This is a genomic window from Streptomyces sp. NPDC040610, from assembly GCF_055594065.1.
Genome location: NZ_JBVIXA010000005.1, coordinates 405,480 through 419,542 on the forward strand (window position 1 = coordinate 405,480; position 14,063 = coordinate 419,542).

Sequence of the window (14,063 nt, forward strand, 5' to 3'; positions counted from 1 at the left end):
TGCGACGGCTACGCGTCGTAGTCCTGGTCGAACTTGTCCTGAGCCTCCTGCGCGGCGCGCTGGGCCTCGTCCGGGGTCTCCGGCCGGCCCCTCTCCTGGGCCTGCGAGGCGCGCTCGCTCGCCTCTTCCTTGGCGTTGCCCATGGCGTCCTGCGCCTTGTTGCGGAGGTCCTCGGCCTTGTCCTGGAACTGGTCCTTGATGCCCATGAAGTGTCACTCCCGTAGTGGGTGAGGGGATCGGGGCTCGACCAGACTCACATGACGGGACAGGCCGCGCATTTCGATCACTAACCCTCCGTGATCCGCCCCGCTCAGCGCCGCGCTACGCACCCCGCGGCGGCAGCTTCGGCCGCCGCCGGTCCGGCACGTCCGAGTAGCCCGGCGGCACCGCCGCCGGGCGCAGCGCCAGCAGGTCCAGCGCCACCCGCACCGCGTCGTCGAGCTGTGCGTGCCGCCCCTCCGCCCAGTCCAACGGCGTGCGCAGGACGGCGAGATCGGGCTCCACGCCGTGGTTCTCCACGGACCAGCCGTACCCGTCGAACCACGCCGCGTTCATCGGCACCGTGATGACCGTGCCGTCGCCGAGCGTGTGCCGCCCGGTCATGCCGACCACCCCGCCCCAGGTCCGCTGCCCCACCACGGGCCCGAGCCCGAGGAGCTTGAACACGGCCGTGATCATGTCGCCGTCGGACGAGGTCGCCTCGTCGGCGAGGGCGACGACCGGGCCCCGGGGCGCGTTGGAGGCGTACGACACCGGCTGGGCGTCCCGCGTGAGGTCCCAGCCGAGGATCTTGCGGGTCAGCTTCTCCACGACCAGCTCGCTGATGTGACCGCCCGCGTTGCCGCGCACGTCCACGAGCAGCGCGGGCAGCGACACCTCAAGGCGCAGGTCCCGGTTGAACTGCGCCCAGCCCGACCCGCCCATGTCGGGGATGTGCAGATAGCCGCACTGGCCGTCGCTCAACTCCCGTACGACCTCACGCCGTTTGGCCACCCAGTCCTGGTAGCGCAGCGGCCGTTCGTTGACGAGCGGCACGATCGCGACCCGCCGGGAACGCCCTTCCCCAGCGGCGGGCCGGAACGTCAGCTCCACGGTGGTGCCGCCCGCCGCAGCGAGCAGCGGGTAGGGCCCGGTCACCGGGTCGACGGGCCGCCCGTCGACGTGGGTGAGGACGGCGCCCTCGCGGATCCCGGCCCCGGCGAGCGGCGAGCGCGCCTTGGAGTCGGAGGACTCGCCCGGCAGGATCCGCTTGACCACCCAGCCGTCGTCCCTGCGCACCAGGTTGGCGCCGAGCAGCCCCATCGCGCGCTGGTAGTGCGGCGGCCCCTCGTTGCGCCGGGCGGCGGTGACGTACGCGTGCGAGGTGCCGAGTTCGCCGAGGACCTCCCGGAGCAGGTCGGCGAACTCGTCGGGGGACGCGACCCGTTCCACGAGCGGGCGGTACTGGTCCAGGACGGCGTCCCAGTCGATGCCGCACATCCCCGGCTCCCAGAACAGGGCGCGGATGAGGCGGCCCGCCTCGTCGAAGGACTGCCGCCACTCCGCGGCCGGGTCGACGTCGTGCAGGATGCGGCGCAGGTCGAGCCAGACGGTGCTGTCGCTGTCGCCGGACTCGGTGGACGGCACGGCCCGCAGGTCGCCCTCGTCCACCACGACGAGCCGCGAGCCGTCCCCGCTGGTCGCGAACCAGTCGAGGTGGTCGACGAGTTCGGACTTCTTGGCCTTGGTGATGTTGAAGTACTCCAGGGTCGGACGGCCCGAGGTGTCGGCGGGGTTGGCGAAGGTCTCGCCGAGCGCGCCCGAGATCGGCCAGCGCAGCCACACCAGGCCGCCGCCGCTCACCGGGCACAGCGCCGAGTACTTCGACGCCGCCACCGGGAACGGCGTCACCCTGCTCGCCAGGCCCTCCGCCTCCACGGTCACCGTCCCGTCGCCGGGCCCGTCGTCGCCCGCGCCGTCCGCGTCGGGGTCGAGCCCGCCCGCCGCGGGCCGCCCGTCGGGCAGCAGCGCGAACGGCGAGGGGGTCGCGGACGACAGGGGTACGAGGTAGGGGCGGCAGCCGAGCGGGAAGGACAGGTCGCCGGTGTGCACGTCGTAGACGGGGTCGAAGCCGCGCCAGGAGAGGAAGGCGAGATAGCGGCCGTCCCGCGTGAACACCGGGTTCTCGTCCTCGAAGCGGCCGTTGGTGACGTCGATGACCGTACGGGCGCCGGGCCCGGCGATCCGGGCCAGCTTGATCTTCCGCAGGGAGCGGCCGATGCCGGGGTGCGACCAGGTGAGCCAGGCGCCGTCCGGCGAGAAGGCGAGGTCGCGGACGGGGCCGTTGAGGGACCGGATCAGCTCTGTGACCTCGCCGTCCGGGGTCTCGGCGGCCGCGTCGTCGGAGCCCTCGGTGGCCGCCTCGTCGTCGGGCACCGTGACCAGGAGCAGCCGCCCGTCGTGCGAGGCGATGGCGAGCCGTTTCCCGTCCGGGTCGGACACCAGCTCCTGCACCCGGCCGAGCCGCCCGGCCGCCAGCCTGCGCGGCTCCCGGGCGCCGCTGGCCCGGGGCAGATAGGCGATCTCGACGGCGTCCTCGCCCTCGGCGTCGGTGACGTACGCGACCTGCCCGCCCGTGGCGAGGATCTCCGGCAGCCGCACCCGTACGCCCGGGGTGTCGGCGATGGTGCGGGCGGGGCCGTCGCGGTGGGTCAACCAGTACAGGCTGCCGCGTACGACGACGGCGCTCGCGCGGCCCGTGGTGTCCACGGAGAGCGCGTCGACATGCTGCGCCGCGGGCACCTGGTACGTCCGCCGCCCCGCGCGCGGGCCGCCGATCTCGACCTCGACCCGGCGCGGCTCGGAGTCCGCGGCCAGGTCGTCCACCAGCCAGATCTCGCCCGCGCACTGGTAGACGACGCGGGTGCCGTCGCTGGCGGCGTGCCGGGCGTAGAAGGCGTCGTGGTCGGTGTGGCGGCGCAGGTCGGTGCCGTCGGGGCGGCAGGAGTACAGGTTCCCGACGCCCTCGTGGTCGGAGAGGAACGCGACGCGCCCGGACACGAACATCGGCGCGTCCAGATGCCCCCCGAGGTCGGCGAGCAGCCGCTCGCCGTGCAGCCACAGGCGGCCCGTCGCGCCGCCCCGGTAGCGCTTCCAGGCGGCGGGCTCGTGCGGCGGCTTGCCGGTCAGGAGCAGGGTGCGGCGCTCGCCGTCGCCGTCGCCGTCGAGCACGGCGATGTCGTGGACCGGGCCCCAGGGCAGCTTGCCGCCGGGGGAGCCGTCGGTGGGGACGCTGTAGGCCCAGCAGAAGTAGGAGAAGGGCTGGCCGTGCGAGGAGACGGCGAGGATGTCGCCGTCGGGCGTCCAGCCGCAGACGCGGGTGTCGGTGGAGCCCCAGTAGGTCAGGCGCCGCGCGGGGCCGCCGTCCACCGGCGCCAGATGGATCTCGGGGTCCAGGCTGCGCCAGCTCGTGTACGCGATGTGACTGCCGTCGGGGCTGAAGCGGGGGTGGCCGAGCTTGGTGCGGTCCGCCGTGATCCGCCAGGCCCGGGCGGGTGGGGTGCCCTCGGGGGCGAGGGGGGTCACCCAGAGGTCGTCCTCGGCGACGAAGCAGAGTCGGTCGCCGCTGACGTGAGGGAATCTTAGGTACGCCTGAGTCACCTCCCCATGCTTTTCCTTGGCGTCGGGTGCGGCAACTTATGGGGCTTCGCCCCTTTCCCCCTGTTGGCGCTCCGCGCCTCGTCCTCAAGCGCCGGACGGGCTGGGGTGTGGCGCTCGGGTCTCGTCCTCAAGCGCCGGACGGGCTGGGGTGTGGCGCTCGGGTCTCGTCCTCAAGCGCCGGACGGGCTGGGGTGTGGCGCTCGGGTCTCGCTCTCGGGTGCGGACCGGTTGAGGAGGTGTGGTCCAGGACACGTACGAAACCGTTTCGTTTCGATAGGGGGCCCCGGTACAGTTCTCGGCGTAGCGATGGAATCGGGAAGGAGTCGGCCATGACCGAAGTGGCAGCGTCGCCGCGGCGGAGCCGGATCTCGCCCGAGCGGGAGGCGGAGCTCTACGGGGCCGTCCTCGATCTGCTGCGCGAGGTCGGGTACGACGGGCTGACGATGGACGCGATCGCCACCCGCACCCGGTCCAGCAAGGCCACGCTCTACCGCCAGTGGGGCGGCAAGGCGGAGCTGGTCGCGCGGGCGCTCAAGCACCGCAAGCCCGCGTCCATGGCGGACATCGACACGGGGTCCCTGCGCGGGGACTTCATGAAGATGGTCACCCTTCAGGACGACTGTGAGATGGAGCAGGACCAGGCGCTGATGCGAGGCCTGTTCCACGCCATCCACGACAACCCCGAACTGCACCTGGCGCTGCGGCAGTTGCTGATCGAGCCGGAGATCACCGGTCTCAACGAGCTGTTGCGCCGCGCCGTCGCCCGGGGCGAGGTCGCCGCCGACAACCCGGCGCTGGAGTACGTCATCCACATGCTGGTCGGCGGCTTCGTCGCCCGGGACCTCGTCGAGGATCGCCCCGCCGACCAGGACTTCCTCCGCAGTTACCTCGACGCCGTGGTCCTCCCCGCCCTCGGCGTCTGACGCTCTCCCCGACGGGGATTCCCCGTAGCCGCACCACCTGACACGACCGCTCACGTCGTCGGGCCGATCCCCCCTGCCCCTGGGCCGTTCCCCCCTGCCCAGAAGCCCTCAGCCATCAGCCACCACGACCCGACCGGGAGTACTCCCCGTGGCCACATTCCTGTACAAACTAGGCCGACTGTCCTTTCGGCGACGGCACTTCGTCGCCCTGATCTGGGTCGCCCTGCTGACCCTCGCGGGTGTCGGCGCGGCGTCCGCGCCCACCGCGGCGTCCAGCTCCTTCTCCGTGCCGGGGACGGAGGCCCAGAAGGCCTTCGACCTCCTTGAGAAGCGCGTGCCCGAGATGAGCGCCGACGGTGCCACCGCCCGCGTGGTGTTCAAGGCGCCGGCCGGTGAGAAGGTCACCGACCCGGCCAACAAGGCCGCGATCAGCAAGACCGTCACCGCCCTCAAGTCCAGCTCGGACGAGGTGGCTTCGGCCGCCGACCCGTTCGTGGCCAAGGCGGTCTCCAAGGACGGCACGACGGCGTACGCGTCCGTGACGTACAAGGTCACCTCCATGGAGCTGACCGACGACAGCCGGGACGCGCTGGAGAAGACCACCGACGACGCCCGCACCGACGGCATGACCGTCGAGGTCGGCGGTGACGCGCTGCAGGCCGTGCCGCACACCGGCGCCACCGAGATCATCGGTATCGCCGTCGCCGCCGTGGTGCTCGTCATCACCTTCGGCTCGCTGGTCGCGGCCGGGCTTCCGCTGCTCACCGCGCTGATCGGCGTGGGCATCGGCGTCTCCTCGATCGCCGCGCTCGCCGACGCGCTCGACCTCGGCACGACCACGTCGACGCTCGCGATGATGATCGGCCTCGCCGTCGGCATCGACTACGCGCTGTTCATCGTCTCGCGCTACCGCGCCGAACTCGCGGAGGGCAGGGAACGCGAGGACGCGGCGGGCCGCGCCGTCGGCACAGCCGGGTCGGCCGTCGTCTTCGCCGGTCTGACCGTCGTGATCGCCCTCGTCGGCCTCGCGGTCGTGAACATCCCGATGCTCACCAAGATGGGCTTCGCCGCGGCGGGCACCGTCGCCATCGCCGTCCTGATCGCGCTCACCATGATCCCGGCGCTGCTCGGCTACGCGGGCGGGAAGGTCAAGCCGACGGGGGAGAAGGGCAGGCTGTTCGGCGGCCGCAAGAAGGCGGCGTCCGCTTCGGCCGAGGGCGACGCCCCGGCCAAGGAGAACCTCGGCACCCGCTGGGCCCGCTTCGTCGTCCGTCGCCCCGTCGCCGTCCTGCTGCTCGGCGTCCTCGGCCTCGGCGCCGCCGCCCTGCCCGTCTCGCAGCTCGAACTCGGCCTGCCCGACGACGGCGCGCAGCCCACGTCCACGACCCAGCGCAAGGCCTACGACCTGATCGGGGACGGCTTCGGCCCGGGCTTCAACGGTCCGCTGATGACGGTCACCGACCTCAAGGGCGTCGACGACCCGAAGGGCGAGGCCGCCGCCGTACAGAAGAAGATCTCGGGCCTGGACGATGTGCTCTCGGTCAGCCCGCCCCAGCTCAACAAGGCGGGCGACACCGCGATCATCACCGTCGTGCCGTCCTCCAAGCCCAGCGGCACCGAGACCGAGAACCTGGTGCACGAGATCCGCGGCGAGGCGAAGGCCGTCGAGGCCGACAGCGGCGCCGAGGTCATGGTCACCGGCACCACGGCCATGAACATCGACGTCTCGCAGAAGCTCAACGACGCGCTGCTGCCGTATCTGGCGCTGGTCGTCGGCCTCGCGTTCCTGCTCCTGATCGTGGTCTTCCGCTCGATCCTGGTCCCGCTCAAGGCGGCCCTCGGCTTCCTGCTCTCGGTGCTCGCCGCGCTCGGCGCCGTGGTCGCGGTCTTCCAGTGGGGCTGGCTCGGCTCGCTGTTCGGCGTCGAGCAGACCGGGCCGATCATGAGCATGATGCCGATCTTCATGGTGGGCGTGGTCTTCGGCCTCGCGATGGACTACGAGGTGTTCCTCGTGACCCGGATGCGGGAGGCGTACGTCCACGGCGAGAGCCCGCACGAGGCGATCGTCACCGGCTTCAAGCACGGGGCGCGGGTCGTCTCCGCGGCGGCGGTCATCATGATCGCGGTGTTCGCCGGGTTCATCGGCTCCAGCGAGCAGATGGTCAAGATGATCGGCTTCGGCCTCGCCATCGCCGTCTTCTTCGACGCGTTCATCGTGCGCATGGCGCTCGTCCCCGCCGTTCTCGCGCTGCTCGGCCGCAAGGCCTGGTGGCTGCCGAAGTGGCTGGACCGCTCGCTGCCGAACGTGGACGTCGAGGGCGAGGGGCTGCGCACCCCGGACGAGCAGGGTGACCCCGACGAGAAGCGGGAACTCGTACGCGTCTGAGTCAGTGGGCCACGGGGGCGGCCGCGTACGTACGACGCAGGAAGCGGATCAGCGCCGAGGCGTCGAACTGCACGACCGCCACCCCCTGGGCCGAGTGGAACTCCAGGACCGTCTGGACCCGGCCGCACGGCCAGATGCTCACGTCGCCGCTCTCCGTCGGCGCCCGCAGGCCCTTCTCCAGGAGCTCGCGGGTGAAGACCCAGTCGTGCGATCCAGGGAGGTCGACCCGCACCGAGCGCGGGTCGGCCTCCGGGTCGTAGCGCAGCGCGACGGGGACGACGACGTGCTCGTCGGGGGAGTCGGTGACCAGGTGGGCCCGGGTGTACTGCTCGACTGCGGACATGCTGACTCCTCGTAGTCGTTCCGGCCCACGGAAAGCGGCTCTCTCCCCAATGTCCCATATGTACGTATATGTCACATGGGGTGAAGGGGGAGTGAAGGCGGCCCGGGGCGGTCCCGGTCCGCCCCCAATCGTTGCGAGGCCGCTCTTGCAAGCGATTCGCAACAACGCCCATCATTGAAAGGTTCACGAGCGACCCGCTCGGAGCGATCCGCTCTCGTCATGAGTGCCTCCCCACACTCATGACATGCGCCTTTCCAGGAGCACGCGCATGCATGTCCCCGATGGCTTCATCAATGCGCCCGTTTCCGTCGCCGCCGGAGCCGTAGCCGTCGGCGCGGTGGCCGTCAGCCTCCGCGGCGCCCGCAGAGAGCTCGGAGGTACCTCCGGCTCCAGTGCGGCCGAGAGCGGGGGAGAGCGCACGGCGCCGCTCGCCGGACTCGTCGCCGCGTTCATCTTCGCCGTGCAGATGCTGAACTTCCCGGTCGCGGCCGGGACCAGCGGCCATCTCCTCGGCGGCGCGCTCGCGGCGATACTCGTCGGCCCCTACACGGCCGTCCTCTGCGTCTCCGTCGTCCTGCTCATGCAGGGCCTGCTCTTCGCCGACGGCGGCCTGACCGCGCTCGGCGTGAACATCTCCGTCATGGCCGTCGTGACGACCGTCGTGGCGTACGCGATCTTCCGCGGCCTGGCGAAGATCCTTCCGCGTGGCCGCCGCTCGGTGACCGCCGCCGCCTTCACGGCCGCGCTCGTCTCCGTACCGGCCGCGGCCGCCGCCTTCACCCTCATCTACGCCGTCGGCGGCACCACGGACGTGCCCCTCGGCAAGGTCGCCACGGCCATGATCGGCGTCCACGTCCTGATCGGTGTCGGCGAGGCCGCGATCACGGCGCTCACGGTCGGCGCGGTCATCGCGGTCCGGCCGGACCTGGTGCACGGGGCGCGCGGCCTGACCGCGCCGCTGAAGCTGCGCGTGGGCGGCGAGCTGATCGACGCGCCCGACGCGCCCGACGCGCCCGCCGCCACCCCGGCCCCCGCCGCCGGCGCCCGCTCGCACCGCAAGCTGTGGGCCGCAGGCCTGGTCACCTCCCTGATCCTCGCGGGCTTCGTCTCCTTCTACGCCTCCACGAACCCCGACGGCCTGGAGAAGGTCGCCCACGACAAGGGCTTCGACAAGGGCGAGAAGGAGCACGACGCGGCCGACTCGCCCCTCGCGGACTACGGCGTGAAGGACATCACCAACACCCGCCTGTCCGGCGGTCTCGCGGGCGTCATCGGCGTCGGCGTGACGGTGGCCGCGGGCAGCGCGGTGTTCTGGGCGGTACGACGGCGGCGCGACGGGGACAGCGGCCCGGCGTCGACCGGCGCGGACGTCACGGCCGCCGACGACACGACCACCGGCGACACGGCCACCGCCCCGGCGACCCCCGCGTCCAAGTCCGCGGAGAGCGCCTGACATGGGTGCGGGCCACGCCCACCGCCTCTACCGCCACGGCCACTCGCCGGTGCACGCCCTGCCCCCGCACACGAAGCTCACCGCCGTCCTGTGCTTCGTGGTCGTCGTGGTCTCCACGCCCCGCGAGGCGATGTGGGCGTTCGCGGCGTACGCGCTGCTGCTGGCTTCGGTGGCGTACGCGGCGCACGTACCGCCCCTGTTCTGGCTGAAGCGGCTGCTCATCGAGATCCCCTTCGTGGCGTTCGCCCTGCTCCTGCCGTTCGTGGCGCAGGGCGAGCGCACCGAGGTCCTCGGGATGTCCCTGAGCGTCCACGGCCTGTGGGGCGCCTGGAACGTCCTCGCCAAGGGCACCCTCGGCGTCGCCGCGTCCGTCCTGCTCGCCGCCACGACGGAACTGCGCGAACTGCTTCTCGGCCTGCAGCGCCTGAAGCTCCCGCCGCTCCTCGTCCAGATCGCCTCCTTCATGATCCGCTATGGCGACGTCGTCACCGACGAGATGCGGCGCATGCGGATCGCGCGCGAGTCCCGCGGCTTCGAGGCGCGCGGCGTGCGCCACTGGGGCGTGCTCGCCAAGTCGGCGGGCGCGCTGTTCATCCGCTCCTACGAACGCGGCGAACGCGTGCACCTCGCCATGGTCAGCCGGGGCTACGCGGGGTCGATGCCGGTCATCGACGAGGTGGCGGCGACCCGCGCCCAGTGGACGTACGCCCTGACCCTGCCCCTGACCGCCCTCGCAGTCTGCCTGTTGGGATGGACCCTCTCGTGACCACCGCACCGCCCGCCTCCCTGGAGGTCACCGGCCTCGCCTACGCCTACCCCGACGGCCATCAGGCCCTCTTCGGCGTCGACCTGCGCGTCGCGCGCGGCGAACGCGTCGCGCTGCTCGGGCCCAACGGCGCGGGCAAGACCACCCTGGTCCTGCACCTCAACGGCATCCTCACCGCGGGCGCGGGGACGGTCACCGTGGCCGGACTGCCCGTCGGCAAACGGCACATGGCGGAGGTCCGGCGCAAGGTCGGCATCGTCTTCCAGGACCCCGACGACCAGCTGTTCATGCCGACGGTCCGCGAGGACGTGGCCTTCGGGCCCGCGGCGGCCGGAGTGCGCGGCCCCGAGCTGGAGGCGCGCGTCCTCAAGGCCCTCGGACAGGTCGGCATGGCCGACTGCGTCGACCGGCCGCCGCACCACCTCTCCTTCGGCCAGCGCCGCCGCGTCGCCGTCGCCACCGTCCTCGCCATGGAGCCCGAGATCCTCGTCCTCGACGAGCCGTCCTCCAACCTCGACCCCGCCTCGCGCCGCGAACTCGCCGACATCCTGCGCACCCTGGACGTCACCGTCCTCATGGTCACCCACGACCTGCCCTACGCCCTCGAACTCTGCCCCCGCGCCCTGATCCTCAGCGACGGTGTCATCGCGGCGGACGGCCCCACCGGCGCGCTCCTCTCCGACGCCGACCTCATGAGCAGCCACCGCCTGGAACTCCCCTTCGGCTTCGATCCGAAGTCCGTACGGGAGAAGAGCTAGTGGAATCTTCGGCGGAGGGCGGCTGTTGTGCGTGACATGAGCGCTGTTGAGGTCGAGGTCGGGAACGCCGGGGTGCACGGCACGGTGGCCGAGGGCTTCGAGCCCGTACGGGACGCCTTCGTGCGCAACTTCGCCGCGCTCGGGGAGCGTGGGGCCGGGGTCGTGGTGTACCGGGACGGGCGGCCGGTGGTGGATCTGTGGGGTGGCATCAGGGACTTCGACGGGGCTGAGGCTCTCGACGGGGCCGAGGCCGGGGGTGCCGCGCCCTGGGAGCGGGGCACCGCGCAGGTCGTCCGGTCCGCGACCAAGGGGGTCGCCGCGGCCGTCCTGCTCCTCCTGCACCAGCGCGGCGAGCTGGACCTGGACGCCCCGGTCGGCGCGTACTGGCCCGAGTACAAGGCCCACGGCAAGGACCGCACCCTCGTACGCCATGTCCTCGCCCACCGCGCGGGCGTCCCCGCACTCGACCACCCCCTGGCCCCCGCCCAGGCCCTCGACGCCGACGTGGCCGCCGCCGCGGTCGCCGCCCAGCGCCCCTTCTGGGAGCCCGGCACCGACCACGGCTATCACGCGCACACGTACAGCTGGCTCACCGGCGAACTGGTGCGGAGGGTCACCGGGCGCTCCATACGGGACGTGATCGCGTCGGAGATCGCGGGGCCGTTGGGGGCCGATCTGTGGGTGGGGATGCCCGCGGCCGACGGCCCGGCCGGGCGCGTGGGACGGCTCGGGCGGCTTCCCGACGTGCCCGCTGCCGCCTCGGGGCTCCGCACCCGCCCCAAGCCGCAGGTGTCCGACGCCTACCGGGACCCCGACTCCCTCACCCGACGGGCCTTCGGGGTGGTCGAGCCGTTCCCCGACGAGAACTCCGCCGCGTACCACTCGGCCGTGCTCCCCGCGTCCAACGGCATCGCGACCGCCGGTGCGCTGGCCCGCTTCTACGCGTCCCTCATCGGCGAAGTGGAGGGCGGCGCAAGGCTGTTCACCCCCTCCACCCTCGCCCTCGCCCGCGCCGAGGCGTCCGCCGGGCCCGACCGCGTCCTCGTCGTCCACACCCGACTCGGCCTCGGCTACATGCTCCACGGCGCCGCGTCGCCCCTCCTCGCCCCCACGTCCTTCGGCCACCCCGGCCGCGGCGGCACCCTCGCCTTCGCGGACCCCGAGTCGGGGCTCGCCTTCGGGTATGTCACGAACGGGATGGGGAAGGGAGTGACGGCGGACGCGAGGGCCCAGGCCCTGGTCCGAGCCGTCCGCACCGCCGCCGGGTAGCTCGCCCCCGACAGGGGCGGTAGTACGTCTGCGCGACGCGAATGGATGCCGAACAGAACTCCCGCCGGGTGCTTACGACTTTGAAGTCTCTTTGTTGCTGGGCCACTCGAACAGGACGACGTGCCAGTGGCTCTGCTCGTACACCAGATCAACCCTCTCCCGCAGCGGGGGTCCTTCACTGGCAGAAGCTGTCAGGGCGACCCTGCCTAGATAGTCGCCCATTTGTTCATACTCAATGGGTGCTTTCTTGATGGTTAGCCCTTTGCCGCCCTTGGCTTGAATGATCTTGTCTGCCTGCTTCCGCGACCACGGCTTGTCGGGGGCGTCCCCCACTTCCAGGAGGCCCTTCACGTCACGATTGTTGAGGGCTTCGACGTAGCGCTTGACTGCATCCGGAGCCCCAGAGGGCGGGGAGCTCCTGCCAGGGCCGCCGCTGTCATCAGAGGCGTCCCCGGCGTCGGCGGAGCTGCAGCCCGCGGCGAGGAGCAATGCAATGGTTGCTACGAGTGTGCGTTGCCTGCTCATGGCGCCTCCAGGGTCGGCCGACTGTCAGCTTCTCAGGTACGGCTGTCCGTGCGACGTCACCGTGGTCGCCCTCGGTCAGGGCCACGCCCCCGCGCGACGGCGAGTTCGAACCAGACCCTCTTGCCGATGCCCCCAGGGCGAAGCTCCGTGCCCCAGTTGTCCGACAGCGTGGCGACCAGTGCCAAGCCTCGGCCCGACTCGTCCTCCGGGCACGCCTGCCTGGGTGCGGGCGGTGTCGCGTTCGCGTCCGACACCGCGACGTGGAGGAGGCCCGCCTTCAGCACGCAGCGGGTCCAGATCTCTCTGCCCGGGGAGACCTTCGCGTGCCGGTACGCGTTCGTCATCAGCTCGCTCAGGAGCAGCGTCGCCGTCTCGGTGACCGCGGGTGGCAGGTCCCACGAACTCGCCTGCTCCCGGAGGAGGGTTCGTGCCCTCCCCACGCTCCTGGCGTGACGCGGCAGGCGCCATTCGATCTCCTGGGGGAGGGGTTCGTTGTCGCTCCTGCTCCTCTCCGGCGTGCGGCTGACGATCTCGAATTCTCGTTGCTCTCCCGGGAGGGCCCGTCGGCAGTTCAGGCGCCTCGTCTCCCAGGAGAGGCCTGCGGGCCGAGTCACCGTCAGCACCTCACCGTCCGCAGCCGTCACTTGGACGACGCGCCCTCGGCGCGTGTCCACGACGACGTCCCCCACGGCCGTCGCCGTGCTTGCGTCAGGCGGCTCCATGCGCTGGCGCGTCCCGTTGTCGTTGGTCATGGGTGGTACCTCGTAGGGGAGATGGTCCTTCTGTGGGACTCCCAGACTGCTCACCTGCGGGTACGTTGACCAGGAGTAGCGATTCCGGAACCGGACCGTGGAACGGGGCATATGCCAGGCGCTAACGAGCTCGATCCGGCCGAGAGCCTTGAGGCGTACATCGGGAACCAGGTCAGGGAGGCGCGGCGGGCGAAGGGCTGGTCCCAGACCGACCTCGCGGCCAAGGTGTTCAGCAACAAGAGCAGGATCTCCGAGGTGGAGAACGGGGAGGCGCTGGACCGCGCCCTGGCGGCCAAGCTGGGTGTGGTGCTCGAACTGGGCGACTCTCTGACGGACTTGGTCAAGATCCAGGAGCGGAAGACTGTTCGCGAATACGCCAAGCCGTACCTAGCGAAGCAAGAAAAGGCGGCGCTGATCCACACCGCTGGATTCGTCGTTCATGGACTGCTTCAGACTCCTGACTATGCACGCGAGCTCATTCTGGCTGGCCAGGATGATGACCCGTCCGTCGTCGAGTCATACGTCGAGCAGCGCATGGAGCGCCAGAAGCTGTGGGAGCGGGATAACCCCCCGTGGTTCGCAGCCGTCCTCGACGAGGCCACCATCGCTCACGCCACAGCCCCTCAACTGGAACGCCTGCGTGAGGCGCAGGAGCAGCCGAACATCACGCTCCAGCTTCTCCCCTTCGGAGCTGGCAGGATCATGGGAACCATGGCTGTCCTGACGCAGCCGGACGGTTCGCGAGGCGCGTACACGGAGGGCCTTCTGGTCGGCCAGTACTTCGAAGAACCAGCAGCTGTCCTGCGGCTCCAACGAATCTATGATCGGCTCGCCTCCAGCTCATTGACGGCTGAAGCGACCACAGTTCGCATCGAAGAAGCATTGAAGAGGTACAAGTGAGCAACCCGAATTGGCACAAGTCGACTTACAGTGGGAACGCCACCAACGACTGCATAGAGGTCGCCGACAACCAGCCGCTCATCCTGATCCGCGACACCAAGGACCACGCGGCCGGACTCATAGAGGTGACCCCCGCGGCCTGGGCCGCGTTCACCGGCCACGTGAGCCGAGGCTGAAGCGGACGGAGTTCCGGGCCCCAAGATCGAAGAGAGCGATCCCGTGGCTTACGAAAGCTCTAACGCCGCCCTGCCCGCCTCCGCCCAAGCCGGGCTACGGCAAGCGATCCGCACCTGACCAAGGGCGACACCGGGACCGGCACGCGTTGGGTCTTCCGCACGTACTGGACCCG

Annotated in this window: 13 protein-coding genes; 8 read left to right on the forward strand and 5 right to left on the reverse strand. The window is 71.2% G+C overall.

What is annotated here, in order from left to right; all coding sequences use genetic code 11:
* Positions 1 to 8: 8 nt before the first annotated feature.
* Positions 9 to 206 carry a hypothetical protein gene (locus ACZ6AA_RS20575; protein WP_468462142.1) on the reverse strand — a complete coding sequence of 66 codons (198 nt, stop codon included), beginning with the start codon at positions 204 to 206 and terminating at the stop codon, positions 9 to 11.
* A 115-nt stretch (positions 207 to 321) separates the two neighbouring features.
* On the reverse strand, positions 322 to 3,639 hold the full coding sequence (locus ACZ6AA_RS20580) for a S41 family peptidase (RefSeq protein ID WP_468462141.1): 3,318 nt from the start codon (positions 3,637 to 3,639) through the stop codon (positions 322 to 324).
* 329 nt (positions 3,640 to 3,968) lie between these two features.
* Between ACZ6AA_RS20580 and ACZ6AA_RS20585 the strand changes: the two genes are divergently transcribed.
* Positions 3,969 to 4,562, forward strand: a complete 594-nt coding sequence (locus ACZ6AA_RS20585; protein WP_468462139.1) for a TetR/AcrR family transcriptional regulator — start codon at positions 3,969 to 3,971, stop codon at positions 4,560 to 4,562.
* Between the two features lie 148 nt (positions 4,563 to 4,710).
* Positions 4,711 to 6,948 carry an MMPL family transporter gene (locus tag ACZ6AA_RS20590; protein ID WP_471459322.1) on the forward strand — a complete coding sequence of 746 codons (2,238 nt, stop codon included), beginning with the start codon at positions 4,711 to 4,713 and terminating at the stop codon, positions 6,946 to 6,948.
* 1 nt (position 6,949) lies between these two features.
* Here ACZ6AA_RS20590 and ACZ6AA_RS20595 read toward each other — a convergent pair whose 3' ends face one another.
* Complete coding sequence (locus ACZ6AA_RS20595; RefSeq protein ID WP_468462135.1) at positions 6,950 to 7,291, reverse strand: SsgA family sporulation/cell division regulator; 342 nt, start codon at positions 7,289 to 7,291, stop codon at positions 6,950 to 6,952.
* Between the two features lie 268 nt (positions 7,292 to 7,559).
* Between ACZ6AA_RS20595 and ACZ6AA_RS20600 the strand changes: the two genes are divergently transcribed.
* Genes ACZ6AA_RS20600 through ACZ6AA_RS20615 form a run of 4 tightly spaced genes read left to right on the forward strand, consistent with a single transcriptional unit; the run spans position 7,560 to position 11,537 of the window.
* Positions 7,560 to 8,744 carry an energy-coupling factor ABC transporter permease gene (locus tag ACZ6AA_RS20600; protein ID WP_471459324.1) on the forward strand — a complete coding sequence of 395 codons (1,185 nt, stop codon included), beginning with the start codon at positions 7,560 to 7,562 and terminating at the stop codon, positions 8,742 to 8,744.
* Between the two features lies 1 nt (position 8,745).
* Positions 8,746 to 9,510 (forward strand): cobalt ECF transporter T component CbiQ, encoded by a 765-nt coding sequence (gene cbiQ / locus ACZ6AA_RS20605; protein WP_471459326.1) that lies wholly within the window; start codon positions 8,746 to 8,748, stop codon positions 9,508 to 9,510.
* A complete protein-coding gene (locus ACZ6AA_RS20610) occupies positions 9,495 to 10,268 on the forward strand; it encodes an energy-coupling factor ABC transporter ATP-binding protein (protein ID WP_471459328.1) in 774 nt (257 codons plus the stop codon). The genes cbiQ and ACZ6AA_RS20610 overlap by 16 nt, the downstream gene beginning before the upstream one ends.
* 36 nt (positions 10,269 to 10,304) lie before the next feature.
* On the forward strand, positions 10,305 to 11,537 hold the full coding sequence (locus ACZ6AA_RS20615) for a serine hydrolase domain-containing protein (protein WP_471459330.1): 1,233 nt from the start codon (positions 10,305 to 10,307) through the stop codon (positions 11,535 to 11,537).
* Positions 11,538 to 11,609: 72 nt separating this feature from the next.
* On the opposite strand, the gene ACZ6AA_RS20620 is transcribed toward ACZ6AA_RS20615, so the two are convergent.
* Together ACZ6AA_RS20620 and ACZ6AA_RS20625 are read right to left on the reverse strand one after the other, a co-directional pair.
* Positions 11,610 to 12,062: a hypothetical protein gene (locus ACZ6AA_RS20620; RefSeq protein WP_471459332.1), complete on the reverse strand. Its 453-nt coding sequence runs from the start codon at positions 12,060 to 12,062 to the stop codon at positions 11,610 to 11,612.
* A 56-nt stretch (positions 12,063 to 12,118) separates the two neighbouring features.
* Positions 12,119 to 12,814 (reverse strand): ATP-binding protein, encoded by a 696-nt coding sequence (locus tag ACZ6AA_RS20625; RefSeq protein WP_471459334.1) that lies wholly within the window; start codon positions 12,812 to 12,814, stop codon positions 12,119 to 12,121.
* Between the two features lie 111 nt (positions 12,815 to 12,925).
* Between ACZ6AA_RS20625 and ACZ6AA_RS20630 the strand changes: the two genes are divergently transcribed.
* Together ACZ6AA_RS20630 and ACZ6AA_RS20635 are read left to right on the forward strand one after the other, a co-directional pair.
* Positions 12,926 to 13,714, forward strand: coding sequence for a helix-turn-helix domain-containing protein (locus ACZ6AA_RS20630; RefSeq protein ID WP_030359450.1), 789 nt, complete (start codon positions 12,926 to 12,928; stop codon positions 13,712 to 13,714).
* Entirely contained in the window at positions 13,711 to 13,890 is a 180-nt protein-coding gene (locus ACZ6AA_RS20635; protein ID WP_468459982.1) for a DUF397 domain-containing protein, read from the forward strand. Before ACZ6AA_RS20630 ends, ACZ6AA_RS20635 begins: the two co-directional genes overlap by 4 nt.
* The last annotated feature ends 173 nt before the right edge of the window (positions 13,891 to 14,063 follow it).